Genomic DNA, 20596 nt, shown 5'->3' with positions numbered 1-20596 from the left:
GGAGTATTTTGCCAGGATGAAGGCTTTATCCATTCGCGTCAGAGGCCAAGTGCAGGGGGTCGGCTTCCGACCCTATATCTGGCAATTGGCGCGGGAATTCGGGCTGCGCGGCCGCGTGTTGAACGACCCGGAAGGGGTGTTGATCGAGGCGGCTGGGCCGGGGCTGGACGGGTTTCTGGACGCCCTGCCCCACCGCGCCCCGACGCTTGCCCGTGTGGATGCGGTCGAAGTCTCGGACTTCAGCGGCGCCCTGCCCGAGAAGTTCGAGATCGCCGCCTCGCGCGGGACGGGCGCCGAGACGCGGGTCACGCCCGATGCCGCGACCTGCCCGGACTGTCTGGCGGAAATCCGGGACGAGGGGCGGCGACGCGGCTACGCCTTCACCAATTGCACCCATTGCGGGCCACGTTTCACCATTCTGCACGGCCTGCCCTATGACCGGGCGCAGACCACGATGGCCGGCTTCACCATGTGCCAAGACTGCCGGGCCGAATATGCCGATCCCGCCGACCGGCGCTTTCATGCCCAGCCGGTGGCCTGCCCCGCTTGCGGTCCCCGCCTGTGGTTCGAGGCGGCGGGCCGAGAAGTCCCGACCGATCCCATCGCGACAGCGGCGGCGCTTTTGCGCGTGGGCAGCATCCTTGCCGTCAAGGGCCTGGGCGGCTTTCACCTGGCTTGCGATGCGCGGAATGTCGGGGCCGTCGCGCTGCTGCGCGCCCGCAAGCGCCGCCCCGGAAAACCTTTTGCGGTGATGGCGCGCGAGGCGGATCTGGCCATGATCGTGCAGGCAACCGACGCCGATCTTGCGCTTCTGCGCGATGCCGCCGCGCCGGTGGTGCTGATGCAGGGAACCGGCGCCCTGGCCGAAGGGATCGCACCCGGCATCGACACGCTGGGGGTGATGCTGCCCTATACGCCGCTGCACCACCTGCTGCTCGACGCCTTCGGCGGGCCGCTTGTCATGACCTCGGGCAATCTCTCGGGCGAGCCGCAGGTGATCGGCAATGACGAGGCGCGGATCAAGCTTTCGGCCTTTGCCGACGGCTTTCTGATGCATGACCGCGACATCGCCCGACGGCTGGACGACAGTGTCGAACGGGCCATGCCGCCCTTGGTGTTGCGCCGGGCGCGCGGGCGCGTGCCGGGGACGCTGCCCCTGCCGCCGGGCTTTGAGGACACGCCGCAGGTCGTGGCCTATGGCGGGCAGATGAAGGCGGCGATCTGCCTTTTGAAGAACGGCCAGGCGCTGCTGGGCCATCACCTTGGCGAACTGGACGAAGCCCTGACCTGGGACGCTTTCCGGCAGGCCGATGCCGATTATGCCGCGCTGTTCGACCATCGGCCGGCGCTGGTGGCGGTAGACCTGCACCCGGATTATCGCGCCACGCGCCACGGGGTTACGCGGGCCGAGACCGAGGGGCTAAAGTTGCATCGCATCCAGCATCACCATGCGCATCTGGCCTCGTGTCTTGCGGAAAATCGCTGGCCCCTGGACGGCGGCAAGGTGGCGGGCATCGTGCTGGATGGCACCGGACTGGGCCCGGATGGCACGGTCTGGGGCGGCGAGCTGCTTCTGGGCAATTATCTAGGCTGTGCGCGCCGCGCCTGGCTGAAGCCCGCCCCCTTGCCCGGCGGCGACCGGGCGGCGGTCGAACCCTGGCGCAATGCGCTGGTGCGGCTGGACCAGGCCGGGCTTTCCGACTGGGCAGATACGCTGTTCCCCGCGCAGAACCGGGCGCTTCTCCGGCAGGCAATAGCGGCGGGCGTGAATGCGCCGATGTCCTCCAGCGCCGGGCGGCTTTTCGATGCAGTGGCGGCCTGCCTGGGCCTATGTCCCGCGCGCCAAAGTTATGAGGGGGAGGCCGCGATGCGCCTGGAAGCGCTCTCGACCGCTGCAATGCCCTGGCCCTTCGATCTTGACGGTGGAGAGATAGACCCAGCACCGGGATTTCGCAGCTTTCATGCCGGGCTTTGGCCCGATCTGGCCAGCACGGCAGGCGGATTTCAAATCGGCCTCGCGCAGGCCTTCGCACACCCGGCGCGCGCCCTTGTCGAGACAGGCGAGGCGCAAGCCATCGCGCTGTCGGGCGGGTGTTTCCAGAACGCCGCACTGCTTCATCACACGCTCCAAGCGCTGGAAGGCCTGCCCGTGCTGTTCCATCGCAGCACCCCCGCGAACGACGGCGGACTGGCGCTGGGTCAGGCCGTCATTGCAGCGGCGCAGCATAATCTTGCTGCGGAAGCTTCGTGACCGGCTGCGCGGAAAGCCGGTTAGCATGCGACCGCATACCGCTTTATGGTTTCCGGCCATCACTTTGAAATTTAAAACAAAAAGACATTCCCGCGTCGGGGCGGAATCCCTTTGTTTGGCCCTGCCCGGCCTGCTTCCCTAGGGCTTGGAAAGGTGCGTTCCGTCACGCGCCGCCCAGGGGAATGGGAAAGGGAGGGCCAGCTTTGAGCCAGATCGAGACCTTCTACGAGGTCATGCGCCGCCAGGGGATCACCCGGCGCAGCTTTATGAAATACTGCTCGCTCACGGCATCCGCCCTGGGCCTTGGCCCGGCCTTCGTGCCGAAAATCGCCAATGCGATGGAGACCAAGCCGCGCACGCCGGTGATCTGGGTCAACGGGCTGGAATGCACCTGCTGCAGCGAAAGCTTCATCCGCGGCGCGCATCCGTTGGCCAAGGACGTGGTCCTGTCGATGATCTCGCTGGATTACAGCCACACGCTGATGGCCTCGGCCGGCCACGCGGCCGAGGCGGCGCTGGCCGAGACGATCGAGAAATACAAGGGCAACTACATTCTCGCTGTCGAAGGCAACCCGCCGCTGAACGAGGACGGGATGTTCTGCATCGTCGGCGGCAAGCCCTTTGTGGAACAACTGAAATGGGCGGCGAAGGACGCCAAGGCGGTGATCAGCTGGGGCGCCTGCGCCAGCTATGGTTGCGTTCAGGCCGCGGCCCCCAACCCGACCCGCGCCACCCCGGTGCACAAGGTTATCACCGACAAGCCGATCATCAAGGTCCCGGGCTGCCCGCCCATCGCCGAGGTCATGACCGGCGTTATCACCTATATGCTGACCTTCGACCGGCTTCCTGAACTGGACCGTCAGGGGCGGCCGGCGATGTTCTACGGCCAGCGTATCCATGACAAGTGCTATCGCCGGCCCCATTTCGACGCGGGCCAGTTCGTCGAGGCCTGGGACGATGAAAACGCCCGCAAGGGCTATTGCCTGTACAAGATGGGCTGCAAGGGGCCGACCACCTACAATGCCTGCTCGACCGTGCGCTGGAACGAGGGCGTCTCGTTCCCGATCCAGTCGGGCCATGGCTGCATCGGCTGTTCGGAAGACGGGTTCTGGGATCAGGGCAGTTTCTACGACCGGGTGACCGACCTGACGCAATTCGGGGTCGAGGCCAATGCCGATCAGGTCGGCCTGGCGGCGGCCGGTGTGGTGGGCGGCGCGGTGGCGGTGCATGCCGCGATTTCCGCGCTGAAACGCGCGCAGAAGAAGACGCAAGAAAAGGTCGAGGGTTAAGCAATGACGATCAACACGCCGAACGGCTTTACCCTTGATACCAGCGGGCAGCGCGTCGTCGTCGACCCGGTCTGCCGGATCGAAGGCCATATGCGCTGCGAAGTGAACGTGGATGAGAACAACATCATCCGCAACGCGGTGTCGACGGGCACGATGTGGCGCGGGCTTGAGGTGATCCTGAAAGGCCGCGACCCGCGCGATGCCTGGGCCTTTACCGAGCGGATCTGCGGCGTCTGCACCGGGACGCATGCGCTGACCTCGGTCCGCGCGGTGGAAGACGCGCTGGGGATCACCATCCCCGACAATGCGAATTCGATCCGCAACCTGATGCAGCTGGCGCTGCAGATCCATGACCATGTGGTGCATTTCTACCATCTGCATGCGCTGGATTGGGTCAATCCCGTCAATGCCTTGAAGGCCGATCCCAAGGCCACGTCTGAACTGCAGCAGATGGTCGGGCCGAACCACCCGCTGTCCTCTCCGGGCTATTTCCGCGATGTGCAGAACCGGCTGAAGGCTTTCGTGGAATCGGGCCAGCTGGGCATCTTCAAGAACGGCTACTGGGACAATCCGGCCTATCTGTTGCCGCCCGAAGCCGATCTGATGGCGACGACCCATTATCTGGAAGCGCTGGATCTGCAGAAGGAAATCGTCAAGATCCACACGATCTTCGGCGGCAAGAACCCGCATCCCAACTGGCTGGTGGGCGGCGTGCCCTGCCCGATCAACGTCCATTCCACGGGTGCTGTCGGCGCGATCAACATGGAGCGGCTGAACCTCGTCTCCTCGATCATCGACGAGGGCCTGGCCTTCATGCGCAACGTCTATATCCCGGACGTGGCGGCGATCGGCAGCTTCTACAAGAACTGGCTGTATGGCGGCGGACTGTCGGGCAAGTCGGTGCTGGCCTATGGCGACATTCCCGAACATCCGAACGATTTCTCGGCCGAACAGCTGCATCTGCCGCGCGGCGCGATCATCAACGGCAATCTGAACGAAGTGCATGATGTCGACATGCGCAATCCCGACGAGATCCAGGAATTCGTCGACCATTCCTGGTATCAGTATACCGGCGCCGAGGCCGGCAAGGGCCTGCATCCCTGGGATGGCGAAACCGCGCCACATTTCGAACTGGGGCCGAATGCCAAGGGCACGCGCACCAATATCGAACAGCTGGACGAGGCGGCGAAATACAGCTGGATCAAGGCGCCGCGCTGGAAGGGCCATGCGATGGAAGTGGGGCCCCTGGCCCGCTATATCGTCGGCTATGCCAAGGGGCATGAAGACATCAAGAACCAGGTCGACAGCTTCCTGGGCCAGATGGGCCTGCCCCTGACCGCGATCTTCTCGACTCTGGGCCGCACCGCCGCGCGGGCGCTGGAATCGGAATATTGCGGGCGTCTGCAGAAGCATTTCTTCGACAAGATGATCGCCAACATCAAGAATGGCGACCAGTCCACCGCCAATGTGGCGAAATGGGATCCAAAGACCTGGCCGAAGGAAGCCAAGGGCGTGGGCGCGACCGAAGCGCCGCGCGGCGCTTTGGGCCACTGGATCAAGATCAAGGACGGCCGGATCGAGAATTACCAATGCGTCGTGCCGACGACCTGGAACGGCAGCCCCCGCGACACTGCCGGAAATATCGGCGCTTTCGAGGCCAGCCTGATGGATACCAAGGTCGAACGCCCTGAAGAGCCGGTCGAGATCCTGCGGACCATTCACAGTTTCGACCCCTGTCTGGCATGTTCCACCCATGTCATGTCGCCCGATGGCCAGGAACTGGCCCGGGTCAAGGTCCGCTGAGGAGGAACCCCGATGAAGAAACTTGCTTTCACCGCTGCCGCCACCCTGATCGCAGGCCCCGCACTGGCGCATACCGGCCATGGCGACGCTTCGGGCTTCCTGCATGGGCTGGAACATCCGATCTTCGGCATGGATCACCTTCTGGCCATGCTGGCCGTGGGCCTGTGGTCAGGCTTCGTGCTGCCGCGCGCCTTCTGGGCGGGGGCTGCCGCCTTCATGGGCGCCATGGTGCTGGGCGCTGGCCTTTCCTGGTCGGGGATCGGCTTTCCCTTCGTGGAAGCCGTCATTACCGGCTCGGTCCTGGCCTTCGGGCTGCTGGTCCTGGTCAGCCGCCGCGGCCAGTCGCGGGCGCTGACCGGCGCCGCCCTGGCCGCCATCGGCGCCTTCGCGTTGGCCCATGGCCATGCCCATGCGACTGAGGCCGTGGGCAATGCCCTGCCCTATCTGGCGGGTTTCCTGACCGCGACGGCGGCGCTGCATCTGACCGGGATCGTGCTGGCCCGTTCTGTCGCGACACGTCCGCTGGTCCAGCGTGCCCTGGGCGCGGGCGTGGCGCTGTCGGGCCTCTGGATGATGGCGGGGTGACGCGATGGCCAGCTCCAGCACCAACATCGCCGCCAGCGACCTTGCGCCGGAAGACACGGCCACGGTCAGCCGCCAGACCTCGGTCTATGTCTACGAGGCCCCGGTCCGCATCTGGCACTGGATCAATGCCGCGGCGATCCTGACGCTGTGCGTCACCGGCTATTTCATCGGCTCGCCGCCGCCCTCGATGCAGATCGCCGAGGCCACGCATCAATTCGTCTTCGGCTATATCCGCTTCGCGCATTTCGCCGCCGGCATGGTGCTGACCTTCGGCTTCCTGGGCCGGATCTACTGGGCCTTCGTCGGCAATCACCACGCGCGGCAGCTCTTCTACGTGCCGTTCTGGAAGGGTGAATACTGGCGCGAGCTGCTGGACGAGGTGAAGTGGTATCTCTTCATCGCGCGCGAGCCGAAGAAATATGTCGGCCACAATCCTTTGGCGCAGCTGGCCATGTTCTTCTTCATTACGCTGGGCGTCAGCTTCATGATCGTGACCGGCCTCGCGCTTTATGCCGAAGGCGCGCAGGAGGGCAGCCTGACGCATGACCTGTTCGGCTGGGTCCACGGCCTGACCTGGAACAGCCAGCGGCTGCACACGCTGCATCATCTGGGCATGTGGTGGATCGTGATCTTCATGATCGTGCATATCTATGTGGCGATCCGTGAGGATATCATGTCGCGCCAATCCATCGTCTCGACCATGATCTCGGGCCACCGCACCTTCAAGGACGACCGTCCCGAGTGATCCTGACGTCAGGCGCAAGACCGGGGGCGGACCGCAGGGTTCGCCCTTTTGCATCTGGTCCATATCTTTTCAGATCATATTGCATTATGGAAATTAGGTATCCACCTAGAGATTTGTTAATTCGCCCATTTTTGTCGCATTCCCAAATATTTGCGGCCAGTTCGGCAAGCTTTTCGAAAAGCTACATTTCACCCTGCACCTGATGCTCTGGAAATGTGACGATCAGTTTCATCAAGGGGCGGCAAGCCCCTGACCGGCCCGAAGAGGGGCCACGATGACGGCGGGAGGGGTCGATGAAGGTACTGGTCCTCGGGATCGGCAATGTGCTCTGGGCGGATGAAGGCTTCGGCCCCCGCTGCGTCGAAGCCATGGCTGAGGCCTTCGCCCTGCCCGATCATGTCCGCCTCCTGGATGGCGGAACGCAGGGCCTTTACCTGCTGCCGTTCCTGGAAGAGGCCGAGGCGATGCTGGTCTTCGACGCCATCGATTACGGCCTGCCGCCCGCCACGATGAAGGTCGTGCGCGACGGCGAAGTGCCGGCCTTCATGGGCGCCAAGAAGATGAGCCTGCATCAGACCGGCTTTCAGGATGTGGTGGCCACGGCGCAGCTGATGGGCTGCTGCCCGGCAAAGATGACGCTGATCGGCGTGCAGCCGGTCGAGCTGGAAGATTTCGGCGGCGGGCTGCGGCCCGCGGTGGCGGCCTCGATCGCGCCTGCGCTGGAGATCGCCCGGGCCGAGCTGGCCAGCTGGGGCATCGCCATCGCCCCGGGCCGCACCGAGACCGACGATCTGGCCGATGCCGCGCTGCGCCGCGACGCCTATGAACAGGGCCGGCCCTCGGAAGATCAGGCCTGCCGGCTGGGCGATATCCGCTTCTTCCCCGCTGCCAAGGCCGAGACGGTCTGATGTGCCTGGGCATTCCGCTGCTGCTGCAATCGGTCGATGGCATCGTCGGCCAGGCGCTGGACGGCGACCTGCCGGCGCTGGTCGATCTGTCGCTGACGCCCGAGGCGCGGCCCGGCGACTGGGTGCTGACCTTCTTGGGCGCCGCGCGCGAAGTGATCGGCGAAGATGATGCGCAGAAAATCCGCGCCGCCCTGGGCGGTCTGCAATCCTTGATGCTGGGCGGCGATCTGGGCGCGGCCTTTGCCGATCTGGAACAGCGCGGCCCCGAACTTCCCCCCCATCTGCAGGCGGCGCTGGCCGCCGGCCAGACCACAGGTTGACCCATGCACCCGCTTCTGACCCGCCTGATCACCGAATTGAACTGGCCGCATCTGACCGATCCGGGCTCGGTCGAGGCGCATCTGGCCACGCCCGGCATTCATTGCCTGTTCATCCCCGGCGATCCGGTGCGCAATCTGGAAACCGCCGATGCCGCCGTGATCCTGCCCGAGCTGCAGATCGCCTTCCAGCGCAGCTTCGACTGCGCGCTGGTGGGCGATGCGATCGAGGCGAAACTGCGCGAAGCGCATGGTGTGCTGAAGACACCCTCGTTCCTGTTCTTCTCGGAAGGCCGCATGGTCGGCGCGGTCGCCCGGATCCGCGACTGGGACGATTACATGGCCCGCATCCCCTATATCCTCGGCCTCGCCTCGGTCTAAGAAAGGCATTCCCATGGTTTCCCCCTTTACGCTTCCGCCCACCGGCTTCGGCCCCGGCAGCCAGCCCGATCCCGAGGGCGAGCTGCAATACATGTCCATGCCTTCGGGCATGCGCACCTATTCGGCCCATGTGCCGGAAGTGACCGATCCCGCCGTTGCCGCGCCCGTTCTGGCACTGCTGGAAGACATGGCCCGTGCCTGCGCCCGCACGAAAACCGGCACGGTCGCGGAATTTGACCTGTCGGGCCTGTCGCCCGCCCAGCGCGCGCTGATGGCCGATACTTTGGGCACCGGCGAAGTGGCGATGAAGATCCGCGGCATCCCGGCGCTGTCGGTGCAGGAATCGGTCTTTGCCGGGGTCTGGTCAGTGGCGGGCATGGGCCATGACCGGGTCGAGGTCGGCCCGGTGCCGCAGGCCGCCCTGTCGCGCGCCCATATCCCCCATCGCCCCGCTTTGCTGATCGCCGCGCCCAAACCCGGCGCGCTGGCCAATGGCCCGGCGATCCTGACCGAGCTTCTGGACCGGTCCGCCCGCTGGCAGCCCGGCGACGAGGCGCATGTGATCAACCTGTCGCTTCTGCCGCATACCGAGGCCGATCTGGCCTGGCTGGCCGAGGCGCTGGGCGAAGGCGCGACGACGATCCTGTCGCGCGGCTATGGCAATGTGCGCGTCACCGCCACGGCGCTGGCACGGGTCTGGCGGGTGCAGTTCTTCAACTCGATGGACACGCAGATCCTCGACACGTTCGAGGTCACCGACATGCCGATGGTCGCCGCCGCCGCGGCCGAGGATTTCGACGACAGCGAGGCCCGCATCCTTGACGTCTTGAAGGTGATCGCATGACCACGCCCGGTTTCGAAGGCAGTTTCCTGGGCGCGCAGGACAAGATCAGCCCGCTCGCCATCATGGAATGCAAGATCTGCTGGACGCCCTATGACCCGGCCGAAGGCGATGACAGCCGCCAGATCTCGCCCGGAACCGCCTTCCTGGCCTTGCCGGAAGACTGGACCTGCCCCGGCTGCTCGGCCCCCAAGGCGCAATTCCTGGTGCGCGAAGACCCTGGCGCCCTTTCGGCGCAGGTCGCCGCCGAAATTGCCCGTCGAACCGGCCTGCTGACCGCCGATTTCCGCGAGGTCTTCCATTCCAAGATGCGCGACCTGCCGATGGTCAATCAGGCGCTTCATGTCGAGGCGGTGGGGTTCCAGCCCCATGACCAAGGCATACTCGGCGTGCTGATCGCGCCCTGGTTCATGAACCTTGTCCTCCTCCCGAATGAGGACCGCCCGGCCCTCAAGGCGGGCGAGAAGGAGATGATCCTCTTCCCATCGGGCGAATATGAATTCATCCACAACACGCGCGAGATGACCGGCCCCTACCTGGCCTGCTCGCTCTTCTCGCCGATGGGCGATTTCACCTCGCAATTGCAGGCGGTGGATGTGGCCCGCGCCGTGATGGCGGAACTGTTCAAGTCTGAAAACCGAAGCGAAACCGATCGCGCCGCAGATATTCGCGCTGCCGCCGAGGCCGCCGCCGCACCGCCCGAGGCTGCGCTTGCGCCGGATGCCGCCCCCAGCCGCCGCCGCCTGATCACCGGAGGATTGTCCGAGTGATCCACCCAGCGCCCCCCACGATCATGGCCTCCTCGCATGCGCCGGGGGGCGCGGTCCTTGTTCTTTCGCGCCATGGCACCCGGCTGGTGCCCACAATTTCTCTGCCCGCGCCGCTGCCCCTCGCCCCTCTGCTCGTCGGCAAAACCGCGCCTCAGGCCGCAGCCCTGCTGCCACGCCTCTTCGCCCTGTGCCGCATGGCGCAGGAAACCGCTGCCTGCCTGACGCTGGGCCTGCCCGCGCCCGATCCCGCGGCGCTGTCCGCCGAAGTGCTGCGCGACCATATGATCCTTCTTTGCGCCACGCTGCCCCGCGCCGCGCGCCTGCCGGGGGGGCCTCTGCCCGCCGATCCGGTCTCCTTCCTTTGCGGCCCGGCGGGACAATTGCCCGACACGCTGGCCGGATTGGAAAGGCTGACGCCAAGCCAGCCCGTGCTGGCGACCCTCTTGCATTTCGGCGCGGGCGAGGCCTGCACCGCCGCCCGGCCTGCGCCGCAGGCCGACACCGTCTTTGCCGGTCGGGCGCTCGAGAATTCTCCCGCCGGTCGGCAATCCCACCATCCGCTCCTGCGCGATATCGAGGCGCGGCTGGGCCGGGGACCCCTGTGGCGCTATGCCGGGATCCTCGCCGATGCCATGGCGGCGCATGACGGCCGCCTGCCCCGGTCGCAGCTGGCCCATCGCACCGCCCTTGTTCCGGCCGCCCGTGGCACCTATGCCCTGCGTCTTTCCACGCAAGAGGGCCGCGTCACCTCTGTTGCCCGCGCCACGCCGACCGATCACCTGCTGGCGCCCGGAGGCGCGCTTCTCTCGGCCCTGTCCAGCCTGCCTGCGGCGAAATCCGCCCTCGCGCCCCTGATCCTCGCGTTGCATGATCCCTGCATACCGGTCGCGCTGAAGGAGGCCCGTGATGCATGAGATGAGCCTTGCCGAAGGCATCCGCCAGATCGTGATCGACCAGTCGCGCGCCCATGGCTTTGCCCGCGTCAAAAGCCTGCGGCTGGAAATCGGCCGTTTCGCCGGGGTGGAAAAGCCGGCGCTGGAATTCGCCTTCGACGTGGTGATGCGCGGCAGCCCGGCCGAGGGCGCGGCGCTGGAAATGCTCGACCTGCCGGGCCGCGCCCGCTGCTTCGACTGTATGAAACTGGTGGAAATCGAAGATCGCCTCGCCCCCTGCCCGCTTTGCGGCTCGGGGAAGCTGCTGCCCGAGGGCGGCGACGAGATGCGGATCAAGGATATGGAGGTGATCTGACATGTGCACGGTTTGCGGCTGCGCCGATACGCCCCGCTTCGAGGGCGTGGTGAAGGAAAAACTTCCCTTTGGCCATGTCGATGCCGGCAAGGGCCATGGCCATTCCGATGGTCATTCCCACCCCCACGCCCAAGATCACCATCACGCGCACGGGCATGCGCATCGCCGCGACCACCATCACTATGGCACTGGCGCGGCCGGCGTCTCGGTGCCCGGCATGACCCAGGCGAGACTGATCGAGGTCGAAACCTCGATCCTGTCAAAGAACGATGCGCTTGCCCAAGGCAATCGCCGCCTCCTGAAGGCGCAGCAAGTGCTTGCGCTGAACCTCGTCTCCTCGCCCGGCTCGGGCAAGACCACGCTTCTGTGCAAAACGATCAAGGCCCTGGGCGATGTGCCGCTGGCGGTGATCGAGGGCGACCAGCAGACCAGCGCCGATGCCGACCGTATCCGCCAGACGGGCGCACGGGCCATCCAGATCAACACCGGCAAGGGCTGTCATCTTGACGCGCAGATGGTCGGCCATGCCATAGACGATCTGGCCCTGGCGCCGCAGAGCTGTCTCTTCATAGAGAATGTCGGCAACCTCGTCTGCCCCGCTGCCTTCGATCTCGGCGAAGACGCCAAGGTCGCCATCCTTTCGGTGACCGAAGGCGAGGACAAGCCGCTGAAATACCCCGACATGTTCACCGCCGCGCAGGTGGCGATCCTGAACAAGCTCGACCTTGCCCCGCATACGGACGCCGACCTTGACGCCTATGAGGCGAACCTGCTGCGGGTGAACCCCGGTCTGACCATCTTCCGCCTCTCGGCCCGCACGGGCGAGGGCATGGAGGCCTGGCTCGACTGGCTGCGCGGCCAGCTCGCGGACAAACGGGTGCCTGGATGACCGCCCCGCGTCCCGTCCTCCTGCTGGTCGATGACGAACCGCATTCGCTTCAGGCGATGCGCATGGCGCTGGAGGATGAGTTCGACATCCTGACGGCCCCCGATGCCGCTGCCGCTCTGTTGGCGATGGAGGAAGACTGGGTCCAGGCAGTGATCTGCGACCAGCGCATGCCGGGCCGCACCGGCGTCGATTTCCTGACCGAGCTGCGCAGCCGCTGGCCCGAGGTCGTGCGCATCATCATCACCGGCTATACCGACCCTGCCGCCATGGCCAATGCCATCAACGAGGCGGGCATCCACCAGTTCATCACCAAGCCCTGGCATCCCGACCAGCTTCTCATGGCCGCCCGCAATGCCGTGCGCCTGTTCCAGCTTGCCCGCGAAAACGAACGCATGGCGCTGGAAATGCGGCTTCTCGCGACGACCCAGGAAAGCAAACTTGACAAGCGCCGCCGCGCGCTGCGCGAGGGGCTGGGCTTCGAGACCATCCTGCGCTCGCGTCAGAGCCCGATGAACACGGTGGTCGAACAGGCCCGGATCCTGTCCACCTTCGACGTGCCCGTGCTGCTGACAGGCGAACCCGGCACTGGCAAGGCCCGCCTTGCCCGCGCCATGCATCTGGGGTCCCTGCGCTCGGACCGGCCCTTCCACGCGCTGAATCTCGCGGGCATCCCCGATGACCTGCTTGCTGTCGAACTTTTCGGTGCCAAGCGCGGCGTCCTGCCCGGCGGGGTCAACAAGATCGGCCTGGCGCAAAAGGCCGACCGTGGGACGCTGTTCCTGGGCGGGGTGGAACATCTGTCGGCGGCGATGCAGCTTGCCCTGAACCGGCTGGCAAGCGAAGGCACCTTCACCCCGGTCGGCGGACAGGAGGTGCAGGTGACCAACCTACGCCTGATCGCCGCCGCGGCAACCGATCTGGGACGCCTGATCGCCGAAGGCAGCTTCCGCCCCGACCTCGCCTTTTCTCTCGCGGTGGGCGAGATCGCCCTGCCGCCCCTGCGCGCCCGGCGCGGCGATGTGGCGATCCTGGCCGAGCATTTCCTGATGGAGCTGGCAAACCAGCACGGCAAGACCGCGCATGGCTTCGAACCCGCCGCGCTGGAGTTTCTGGAGGGCTGGGACTGGCCCGGCAACCTGCGCGAATTGCGCAACGAGGTGACGCGGATGCTGATCTTCGCGCAAGGCCCGATGTTGGGGGCCGAGCTGATCAGCCGCGCCATCCTTCAGGCCCCGCCGTCGGAAGCGGGCGCCGACCGGGTTCCGGCCGACGTGCTGATGGCGGATGGCTCACTCAAGGACCGGGTAGAACTGGTCGAGATGCGCATCCTGCGCGAGACGCTGACCCGCCACCGCTGGAACAAGAGCCGCGCCGCGGCGGAACTGGGCCTGTCACGCGTGGGCCTGCGGGCGAAACTGGACCGTTACGGCATCGCCGACCCGTCGGGCCGCGCCCCAGTTGACGAAGAGGAGGAATAGGCCATGTGTCTGGGAATTCCGGGAAAGATCATTGCCATCACCGATGCCGACAGCCTGATGGGCATGGCAGAAATCTCGGGCGTTCGCCGCGAAGTCTCGCTGGCCCCCGTTGCCCTGGGGCCGCTGGAGGATCTGATCGGCCAATGGGCGCTGATCCATGTCGGCTTCGCCATGGCGATCATCGACGAGGATGAGGCAGCAAAGACCCTGCAAGCGCTCGCCGATCTGGGAGAGGCGCAGGAAACGCTTGAACAACTCGCCGCTGCGGAAAGGGCGCTCGCATGAACTTCACCTCCGAATTCCGCGACCCCGCCGCCGCAAGGCGCCTGCTGGATGCCATCGCTGTCACCTGCGAACGGCTGGGGGCGAGCAAGCAGAAGCCCGTGCACATCATGGAAATCTGCGGCGGCCATACCCATTCGATCTTCCGCTACGGGCTCGACAAGCTGGTGCATGAAGGCGTGGGATTCATCCACGGCCCGGGCTGCCCGGTCTGTGTCCTGCCGATGAGCCGGGTCGACGAATGCGTCGAGATCGCCGAAGGTCCGGGCGTGATCTTCTGCACTTTCGGCGATGCAATGCGGGTGCCGGGAACGAAACGCAGTCTCATGCAGGCCAAGGCGTCCGGCGCAGACGTGCGTATGGTCTATTCGCCCTTGGATGCGCTGGCGCTGGCGCGCAAGAACCCCGACCGCGAAGTGGTGTTCTTCGGCCTGGGGTTCGAGACCACCACCCCGTCGACCGCCTTCGCCATCCAGGCCGCCGCGCGCGAGGGGCTGACGAATTTCAGCGTCTTCTGCAACCACATCACCGTGCCCGAGCCGATCAAGGCCCTTCTCGACGATCCCGACATGGTGCTGGACGGCTTCATCGGCCCCGGCCATGTCTCGATGGTGATCGGCATCCATCCCTATGATTTCATCGCCGCCGACTATGGCAAGCCCATTGTGGTGGCCGGGTTCGAGCCGGTGGACCTCTTGCAATCCGTATTGATGGTGCTGCGCCAGATCGAGTCCGGCGACGCGCGGGTGGAAAACCAATATGCCCGCGTCGTGCCCGAACATGGCAACCCCGCCTGCCTCGCGGCCATGACGGATGTCTACGAACGCCGCCCCACATTCGAATGGCGCGGACTGGGCGAGATCGACGCCTCGGGCCTGCGCATCCGCCCCAGCTACGCCGCCTGGGATGCCGAAGAGAAATTCGGCATCGGCTATGCCACCGGACGGCGTCAAGTCGCCGAACCCGAAGGCTGCGCCTGCGGGGCGGTGATGACCGGCAAAATCAAGCCCACCGCCTGCCCGCAATTCGGCCGGGGCTGCACGCCGGACATGCCGCTCGGCGCGTTGATGGTGTCTTCCGAAGGAGCCTGCGCGGCCTATTGGCAGTATGGCGGCGCGCGGATGGCGGCGGAGTGAGCTGGCTCTTGCGCGAAAATTAGCGCCCCTGAACGACAGAACGGAGTGAGAAAATGGCCCTGCGTGATCAGCGGGTGACGATGGCCCATGGCGGCGGCGGACGCGCGATGCGCGACCTGATCGACGAGGTCTTCACCAGTGTGTTCCAGCCGCCCGGTTCCGAGGATCAGGCACGCCTGATGGATGAGGCCCTGCGAGCGCCCGGAGCGCGTCTCGCCTTCACCACCGACAGTTTCGTGGTGACGCCGCTGGAATTTCCCGGCGGCGATATCGGCAAGATCGCAGTCTGCGGCACGGTGAACGACCTCGCCGTCGGCGGCGCACGTCCCCTCTGGCTTTCCGCCGCCTTCATCATCGAGGAAGGCTGCGAGATCGCGCTTCTGCGCCGCATCGTGGCCTCAATGGCCGCCGAGGCCAAGGCGGCGGGCGTGCGGATCGTGACAGGCGACACCAAGGTCGTCGAGCGTGGCAAGGGCGACGGCGTCTTCATCACCACATCTGGGATCGGCGCAATTCCGGCAGGCTTAAATCTTGGCGCCGAAAAGATTGTGCCAGGTGATCTTGTCATCGTCAATGGTGTGCTGGGCGATCATGGCGCCGCGATCCTTGCCGCGCGGGGCGATCTCGCCCTCTCGACCGATCTCGCCTCGGATTGCGCCGCCCTTGGCCATCTGATGCAGGCCGCTCTTGCCGCCGCCCCAGGCATCAGCGCCGCGCGGGATTGCACCCGTGGCGGCCTTGCCTCTTCGCTGAACGAAATGGCCGCCGAAGCGCGCCTGGCGATCGAGATCGTCGAAGACCTTCTGCCGCTGCGGGAAGAGGTCAAGGGCGTCTGCGAAATCCTCGGTCTCGATCCGCTCTACCTTGCCAATGAAGGCCGCCTCGTCCTGTTCTGCCCGGAGGAGCAGGCCGAGGCCTGCCTGGCGGCCCTGCGCAGCCGCCCGGAAGGCGAAGGCGCGGTGATCGTGGGCCGGGCCATGGCCGGAGAACCGGGCCGCGTCACCATGCGCACGGTCTTTGGCGGCAGCCGCATCGTCGACATGCTGGTGGGCGAACAGCTTCCCCGGATCTGCTAGCGCTTGCCGTAATAAAGCCCGACGACGTGCTCGGCCTCGGCAAAGAACAGCCAGCGGGCCGCGAAAGCGCCGATCAGATGCGAGACCGTGGCAAGCAGGGCCGCCAGATGCACCGGCAAGAGCGCCAGAAGAAGCGCGGGCAACAGGCAGGCGAAGATCACGGCGATCCCCCGCAGCTTTTGCGCATGGCGGCGGCCGACGACATGAATCATCTCGCGCAGCAAGTAGTTCCCGGCGGTATGGGCAGGCTCGAAAACCGTGGCCTCGCCCAGCCGGCCCAGCCCCGTCGCCGTGCCGATTGTCTGCCCGGCTTTCGCGAATGCGCCGTCCCCCACCCGCCAGCCCGCGATCAGCACCAGCGCCAGAAGCGCGCAAAACGCATAGGCCCAGGGCAGGCGCACCGCCAGAATGGCCGCGCCCGTCGCCGCGAAGCACAGGAAGGTCACCGGCACCAGCCAGTGGTTCCAGCGCGGCACCGTGCGCAACTGGGCATAGATCATCGAGGTGCAGAGGATGGTGGCAACGCAAAGCGTCGCCCCCAGCATGCCCAGCCAACGCCCGAACCCCAGACCCAGCCAGTCCGACAGCGCCATCGGCGCCAGCGTCACCAGCGCCAGGATCGAAGTCACCCCCTCGCGCGACAGCCAGCTTGACCGCCATTGCGAAAAGGCCCGCCAGGCGCGCTCGGGATGACCCAGATGGAAGGTAGAGGCGAGAAGCCCGATCACCGCCAGCGCATAGCCAAGCCCCCAGCAGACAAAGGCCCCCCAGCCCGAAACCGTCAGGGAACCAAGCGCCAGAAGGGCGAGAAAACCGAAGCCAAGACCCGAGAGTACGGTGAAAACGATGACGGAAGGCGCCGGATGCATCAGATCTTCCCCAGAACCCGGTCAAGCCAGCCCGCGAAACCGGTGGCCTTGATGTCCAGCAAGGGTGCCAGCGGCGCTTCGGCGGCTGGTCCCTTTTTGCGCGGCGGCAGGTAGCGGTTCACGGGCCTGGTCTTCAGATCGGGCATCAGCGCATAGCCGCCGCGTTCCGCCGACAGGCGGCTGACCGCGCTGTCCGGGTCCGCGAAATCGCCGAAATGCCGCGCGCCGGTCGGGCAGGTGCGCACGCAGGCCGGTTCACGATCGTCTTCGGGCAGGTTGTCATTGTAGATCCGGTCGACGCAGAGCGTGCATTTCTTCATCACCCCCTGATCGGCATCCATCTCGCGCGCGCCATAGGGACAAGCCCAGGCGCACAAGCCGCAGCCGATACAGGCATTCTCATTGACCAGAACGATGCCATCCTCGGCCCGCTTGTAGCTGGCTCCGGTCGGGCAGACGGTCACACAGGGCGCATCCTCGCAATGCAGGCAGGAGCGCGGAAAGGTCACCACCTGCGGCGCGGCCTGGGCCACCTGCACCTGATAGGAATGGACCCGGTTCAGAAACGTGCCCGATGGCTTGGCCCCATAGGCATCCTGATCCGAAAGCCCGCCCACCTGCCCTGCCTCCCTGTCGTTCCAGCCCTTGCAGGCGGTGACGCAGGCCTGACAGCCGACACAAGTGTCCAGATCGATGACGAGGCCGAGCTTCTTCTCGGTCGCTTGCGGCAGAAGCGTCATTTGTCGGTCCCCAATCCGAGTTTTCGCCGGAACCGCGCCGTCAGGCCCACGCGCGGCGGATCGCCCAGGGCCGGGAATTGCGGCTTGGCCTCATTCCGCGGCCCGACCCGCTTGATCCGCACCTTCTGGTCGAACCAGGCGGCCTGCCCGGTCACCGGATCGGAATTCGATACCCGGCCCTCGCCCGGCAGCAGCTCCGAAATCAGATGGTTCAACAGAAACCCCTCCACCGCCTCCGGCGCATCGGGCGCCAGCGCCCAGGCTCCCTTGCGCTTGCCGATCGCATTCCACGTCCAGACCGTCTGTGGGTTCAGCGCCGCCATATGCGCCACCGGCACCTCGATCTCTCCGGTCGGGCTGGTGACGCGCGCATAGTCGCCGGGCTGGAAGCCCTGACCCTGCCAGATCACCGTGGGCAGATAGAGGACATTGCGCCCCTTGATCTGACGCAACCAGGCGTTCTGGCTGCCCCAGGAATGATACATGTCCATCGGGCGCTGCGTCAGCGCATGGATCGGATAGTCTTCGCCCGCCGCCTCGCCCTGCGGCGGATACCATATGGGATAGGGCGACATCGCCTGCCGCAGTCGCGCGCGCAGATGCTCGGGCGGCTGGCGCGGGCCCATACCCTCGGCCGCAAGCTGAAAGCGACGCAGTGGCTCGGACCAGAGCGAGAAGAGGTAGGGCTGCGGCGTGTCGTAAAGGCCCAGGTTCACGGCCCAATCCTGATAGGCGGCGTTCCAGGGCTTCATGAAGGCCGCGCCCTCGGGGATATGGGCCTGATAGAAGGCACCATTGGCAATGTAGCGCTCGATCTGCTCGGGGTTCGGCGCGCCACGCCCCTCGCCCTCGCCATTGCCACGGAAGCCCATCAGCGGCCCCACGCCGGGACGGCGCTGGTGATTCACGATGTAATCGGCATAGTCGCAATATTTCGCGCTGCCATCCTCGTTCACCATTCCCGGCAGGCCGAGACGCGCACCAAGATCCAGCAGCACCGACTGGAAGCCGCGCACCGCGCGGTCCGGCTCCACCACCGGCCAGCGGATCGAATCCCCCGCAGCTTCGGGCTCGGAAATCGGCCGATCCAGCAGGCTGATGCAATCATGCCGTTCCAGATAGGTCGTGTCGGGCAGGATCAGGTCGGCATAGGCCACCATCTCCGACGCATAGGCATCGGAATAGATGATGCGCGGGATCACATAGTCGTCACCCTCTTTCGCGGTCAGCATCTCCATGACCTGGGCGGAATTCATGCTGGAATTCCACGACATATTGGCCATGTAGAGCAGCAGCGTGTCGATCCGGTAAGGATCGCCGGCGGCGGCGTTGGGAATGACCATATGCATCAGCCCATGGGCCGAAAGTGGCGCTTCCCAGGAAAAGCCCTTGTCGATCCGTGCCGGGCTGCCATCGTCCTTCAGGCACAGGTCGGCGGGCGAGCGGACATAGCCCAGATGCGGGCCCGACAGGGGTTTGCCGGGCGTGGTCACGAAATGCGGCGTCGGATGGGCCTCGACCGGCTTCGGATAAGGTGGCTTCAGTCGATAGCCGCCGGGCGCCTCGACGCTGCCCAGGAAGACCTGCAACAAATGCAGTGCGCGGGCGGTCTGGAAACCGTTCGAATGGGCGGAAATCCCGCGCATGGCGTGAAACGCGACCGGGCGGCCCTGCATCGCCTCATGCGCATTGCCGCGGAAATCCACCCAGGGGCGCGGCAGGGTGAAGGCGCGCTCAAAGGCCGCCGCCGCCAGTTCGGCCGCCAGCGCCCGGATGCGGGGGGCCGGGATGCCGCAGCGTTCGGCCACCGCCTCTGGGGCATAATCCGGTTTCAGATATTCCTCGGCCAGATGCTGAAACACCGTCCGGTTGCCCAGATATTCGGCGCCCAGATCCGGCTGCACCCCCTTGCCATCCCAGGGTGCGGGCATGGCGCTGCGGCGGTCGATCACGAAAGGCTGGCTTTCGGCATTCTTGACGATCAGCCCCTTTTCCTCGCCCTCGGCCCCGTTCACCAGGAAGGGCGCGTTGGTCCATTGGGCCAGATAGTCCAGATCGACCTTCCCCGCTTCCAGCAGGCAATGCACCAGAGCCAAGATGAACAGCCCATCAGTGCCCGGCGTGATGCCATACCAGTCATCCGCCACCGCAGAATAGCCGGTGCGGATCGGATTGACCGAGATCACCCGGATGCCGCGTTCCTTGAGCCTGCCGATGCCGATCTTGATCGGATTGCTGTCATGGTCCTCGGCCACGCCGAACATGACGAACAGCTCGGTCCGCTCCCAATCCGGCTGGCCGAATTCCCAGAATGCGCCACCAATCGTATAGATGCCGCCCGCCGCCATGTTCACGCTGCAAAACCCGCCATGGGCTGCGTAATTCGGCGTGCCGAAGGCCTGAGCCCACCAGCCGGTCAGGCTCTGGCTCTGGTCGCGGCCGGTGAAGAAGGCGAACTTTTCAGGCGCAGTCTCGCGCAAGGGCTTCATCCAGGACACCGCGGTCTGAAGCGCCTCCTCCCAGGAAATCTCCTCGAAAGCACCCGATCCGCGCGGGCCTACCCGACGCAGCGGCGCGCGCAGGCGCGAAGGCGCGGTGACCTGCATGATCCCCGAGGCTCCCTTGGCGCAAAGCACGCCCTTGTTGATCGGGTGGTCGCGATTGCCCTCGATATAGCTGACCTTGCCGCTGGTCAGATGCACGTTGATCCCGCACCGACAGGCGCACATGTAGCAGGTGGTCTTGCGGACCTCGTCCGAGACCGGCGCTTGCGTCAAGACGCGTGGCTCTGCTGTCATTCCTGCCCTCCCCGGGCTTTCCTTGGCCTGGCTGGCCCGCAGTCTGCCGTTCCAACTGCCTGCCCGCAAGAGGATGAAAATCTCCGAACAACCGGCATATTGGCGGACCATGTTCCACCATGATCCGGACGAACGGAACAAACACCCCAGACCATCACCCAGTCGCAATTACCCTGCGGTGTGGTCTGGA

The 20596-nt window shown here is 65.7% G+C and carries 20 protein-coding genes; 17 read left to right on the top strand and 3 right to left on the bottom strand.

All coding sequences use genetic code 11. The features are described from left to right. Positions 1-16: 16 nt before the first annotated feature. The 17 genes from hypF to hypE all read left to right on the top strand — a co-directional run bounded on the left by hypF (position 17) and on the right by hypE (position 15999). Positions 17-2251 (top strand): carbamoyltransferase HypF, encoded by a 2235-nt coding sequence (gene hypF / locus ACED67_RS01435; protein ID WP_395539678.1) that lies wholly within the window; start codon positions 17-19, stop codon positions 2249-2251. Positions 2252-2454: 203 nt separating this feature from the next. Beyond that, positions 2455-3540, top strand: a complete 1086-nt coding sequence (locus ACED67_RS01430) for a hydrogenase small subunit (RefSeq protein ID WP_395539677.1) — start codon at positions 2455-2457, stop codon at positions 3538-3540. A gap of 3 nt (positions 3541-3543) precedes the next feature. After that, positions 3544-5343, top strand: coding sequence for a nickel-dependent hydrogenase large subunit (locus ACED67_RS01425; RefSeq protein WP_395539675.1), 1800 nt, complete (start codon positions 3544-3546; stop codon positions 5341-5343). A gap of 12 nt (positions 5344-5355) precedes the next feature. Beyond that, the gene (locus ACED67_RS01420) at positions 5356-5928 is read left to right on the top strand and encodes a HupE/UreJ family protein (protein ID WP_395539674.1); all 573 of its coding nucleotides are present in this window, start codon (positions 5356-5358) and stop codon (positions 5926-5928) included. Positions 5929-5932: 4 nt separating this feature from the next. After that, the gene (cybH, locus tag ACED67_RS01415) at positions 5933-6673 is read left to right on the top strand and encodes a Ni/Fe-hydrogenase, b-type cytochrome subunit (protein WP_395539672.1); all 741 of its coding nucleotides are present in this window, start codon (positions 5933-5935) and stop codon (positions 6671-6673) included. 293 nt (positions 6674-6966) lie between these two features. Continuing rightward, entirely contained in the window at positions 6967-7581 is a 615-nt protein-coding gene (locus ACED67_RS01410) for a HyaD/HybD family hydrogenase maturation endopeptidase (RefSeq protein ID WP_395539671.1), read from the top strand. Continuing rightward, entirely contained in the window at positions 7581-7901 is a 321-nt protein-coding gene (locus tag ACED67_RS01405; protein WP_395539670.1) for a HypC/HybG/HupF family hydrogenase formation chaperone, read from the top strand. Before ACED67_RS01410 ends, ACED67_RS01405 begins: the two co-directional genes overlap by 1 nt. A 3-nt stretch (positions 7902-7904) precedes the next feature. Beyond that, positions 7905-8279, top strand: coding sequence for a thioredoxin domain-containing protein (locus tag ACED67_RS01400; RefSeq protein ID WP_395539669.1), 375 nt, complete (start codon positions 7905-7907; stop codon positions 8277-8279). A 13-nt stretch (positions 8280-8292) separates the two neighbouring features. Next, complete coding sequence (locus ACED67_RS01395) at positions 8293-9123, top strand: hydrogenase expression/formation protein (protein ID WP_395539667.1); 831 nt, start codon at positions 8293-8295, stop codon at positions 9121-9123. Beyond that, the gene (gene hybE / locus ACED67_RS01390; RefSeq protein WP_395539665.1) at positions 9120-9890 is read left to right on the top strand and encodes a [NiFe]-hydrogenase assembly chaperone HybE; all 771 of its coding nucleotides are present in this window, start codon (positions 9120-9122) and stop codon (positions 9888-9890) included. The genes ACED67_RS01395 and hybE overlap by 4 nt, the downstream gene beginning before the upstream one ends. Next, a complete protein-coding gene (locus tag ACED67_RS01385; protein ID WP_395539662.1) occupies positions 9887-10804 on the top strand; it encodes a hypothetical protein in 918 nt (305 codons plus the stop codon). Before hybE ends, ACED67_RS01385 begins: the two co-directional genes overlap by 4 nt. Further along, the gene (gene hypA / locus ACED67_RS01380) at positions 10797-11138 is read left to right on the top strand and encodes a hydrogenase maturation nickel metallochaperone HypA (protein WP_395539660.1); all 342 of its coding nucleotides are present in this window, start codon (positions 10797-10799) and stop codon (positions 11136-11138) included. Before ACED67_RS01385 ends, hypA begins: the two co-directional genes overlap by 8 nt. 1 nt (position 11139) lies before the next feature. Continuing rightward, positions 11140-12027, top strand: coding sequence for a hydrogenase nickel incorporation protein HypB (gene hypB, locus ACED67_RS01375; protein ID WP_395539659.1), 888 nt, complete (start codon positions 11140-11142; stop codon positions 12025-12027). After that, on the top strand, positions 12024-13505 hold the full coding sequence (locus ACED67_RS01370) for a sigma-54-dependent transcriptional regulator (RefSeq protein ID WP_395539658.1): 1482 nt from the start codon (positions 12024-12026) through the stop codon (positions 13503-13505). The genes hypB and ACED67_RS01370 overlap by 4 nt, the downstream gene beginning before the upstream one ends. Positions 13506-13508: 3 nt before the next feature. Beyond that, entirely contained in the window at positions 13509-13790 is a 282-nt protein-coding gene (locus ACED67_RS01365; protein ID WP_395539657.1) for a HypC/HybG/HupF family hydrogenase formation chaperone, read from the top strand. Next, on the top strand, positions 13787-14923 hold the full coding sequence (hypD, locus tag ACED67_RS01360) for a hydrogenase formation protein HypD (protein ID WP_395539655.1): 1137 nt from the start codon (positions 13787-13789) through the stop codon (positions 14921-14923). The genes ACED67_RS01365 and hypD overlap by 4 nt, the downstream gene beginning before the upstream one ends. A gap of 53 nt (positions 14924-14976) precedes the next feature. Then, the gene (gene hypE / locus ACED67_RS01355) at positions 14977-15999 is read left to right on the top strand and encodes a hydrogenase expression/formation protein HypE (RefSeq protein ID WP_395539654.1); all 1023 of its coding nucleotides are present in this window, start codon (positions 14977-14979) and stop codon (positions 15997-15999) included. On the opposite strand, the gene ACED67_RS01350 is transcribed toward hypE, so the two are convergent. The 3 genes from ACED67_RS01350 to ACED67_RS01340 are packed head-to-tail and all read right to left on the bottom strand — an operon-like array spanning position 15996 to position 20406. Beyond that, positions 15996-16868, bottom strand: a complete 873-nt coding sequence (locus tag ACED67_RS01350) for a dimethyl sulfoxide reductase anchor subunit family protein (protein ID WP_395539653.1) — start codon at positions 16866-16868, stop codon at positions 15996-15998. The two genes, hypE and ACED67_RS01350, sit on opposite strands and share 4 nt — an antisense overlap. Further along, positions 16868-17608 (bottom strand): 4Fe-4S dicluster domain-containing protein, encoded by a 741-nt coding sequence (locus ACED67_RS01345; RefSeq protein WP_395539652.1) that lies wholly within the window; start codon positions 17606-17608, stop codon positions 16868-16870. The genes ACED67_RS01350 and ACED67_RS01345 overlap by 1 nt, the downstream gene beginning before the upstream one ends. Then, positions 17605-20406: a molybdopterin-dependent oxidoreductase gene (locus tag ACED67_RS01340; RefSeq protein WP_395539651.1), complete on the bottom strand. Its 2802-nt coding sequence runs from the start codon at positions 20404-20406 to the stop codon at positions 17605-17607. The genes ACED67_RS01345 and ACED67_RS01340 overlap by 4 nt, the downstream gene beginning before the upstream one ends. Positions 20407-20596: the final 190 nt, after the last annotated feature.

Origin of the sequence: Neotabrizicola paludis (assembly GCF_044142105.1) — a bacterium.
Classification (GTDB): domain Bacteria; phylum Pseudomonadota; class Alphaproteobacteria; order Rhodobacterales; family Rhodobacteraceae; genus Pseudogemmobacter.
The sequence above is the reverse complement of the archived record's forward strand: the minus strand, read 5'-3'. Positions and strand labels throughout refer to the sequence as shown.

Coding starts and splice junctions, on each gene's coding strand:
- hypB (WP_395539659.1), top strand. CDS start 11,140: ATGTGCACGGTTTGCGGCTGCGCCGATACGCCCCGCTTCGAGGGCGTG.
- ACED67_RS01350 (WP_395539653.1), bottom strand. CDS start 16,868: ATGCATCCGGCGCCTTCCGTCATCGTTTTCACCGTACTCTCGGGTCTT.
- hypD (WP_395539655.1), top strand. CDS start 13,787: ATGAACTTCACCTCCGAATTCCGCGACCCCGCCGCCGCAAGGCGCCTG.
- ACED67_RS01405 (WP_395539670.1), top strand. CDS start 7,581: ATGTGCCTGGGCATTCCGCTGCTGCTGCAATCGGTCGATGGCATCGTC.
- hypE (WP_395539654.1), top strand. CDS start 14,977: ATGGCCCTGCGTGATCAGCGGGTGACGATGGCCCATGGCGGCGGCGGA.
- ACED67_RS01340 (WP_395539651.1), bottom strand. CDS start 20,406: ATGACAGCAGAGCCACGCGTCTTGACGCAAGCGCCGGTCTCGGACGAG.
- ACED67_RS01400 (WP_395539669.1), top strand. CDS start 7,905: ATGCACCCGCTTCTGACCCGCCTGATCACCGAATTGAACTGGCCGCAT.
- ACED67_RS01420 (WP_395539674.1), top strand. CDS start 5,356: ATGAAGAAACTTGCTTTCACCGCTGCCGCCACCCTGATCGCAGGCCCC.
- ACED67_RS01410 (WP_395539671.1), top strand. CDS start 6,967: ATGAAGGTACTGGTCCTCGGGATCGGCAATGTGCTCTGGGCGGATGAA.
- cybH (WP_395539672.1), top strand. CDS start 5,933: ATGGCCAGCTCCAGCACCAACATCGCCGCCAGCGACCTTGCGCCGGAA.
- ACED67_RS01425 (WP_395539675.1), top strand. CDS start 3,544: ATGACGATCAACACGCCGAACGGCTTTACCCTTGATACCAGCGGGCAG.
- ACED67_RS01345 (WP_395539652.1), bottom strand. CDS start 17,608: ATGACGCTTCTGCCGCAAGCGACCGAGAAGAAGCTCGGCCTCGTCATC.
- hybE (WP_395539665.1), top strand. CDS start 9,120: ATGACCACGCCCGGTTTCGAAGGCAGTTTCCTGGGCGCGCAGGACAAG.
- ACED67_RS01395 (WP_395539667.1), top strand. CDS start 8,293: ATGGTTTCCCCCTTTACGCTTCCGCCCACCGGCTTCGGCCCCGGCAGC.
- hypF (WP_395539678.1), top strand. CDS start 17: ATGAAGGCTTTATCCATTCGCGTCAGAGGCCAAGTGCAGGGGGTCGGC.
- ACED67_RS01365 (WP_395539657.1), top strand. CDS start 13,509: ATGTGTCTGGGAATTCCGGGAAAGATCATTGCCATCACCGATGCCGAC.
- hypA (WP_395539660.1), top strand. CDS start 10,797: ATGCATGAGATGAGCCTTGCCGAAGGCATCCGCCAGATCGTGATCGAC.
- ACED67_RS01370 (WP_395539658.1), top strand. CDS start 12,024: ATGACCGCCCCGCGTCCCGTCCTCCTGCTGGTCGATGACGAACCGCAT.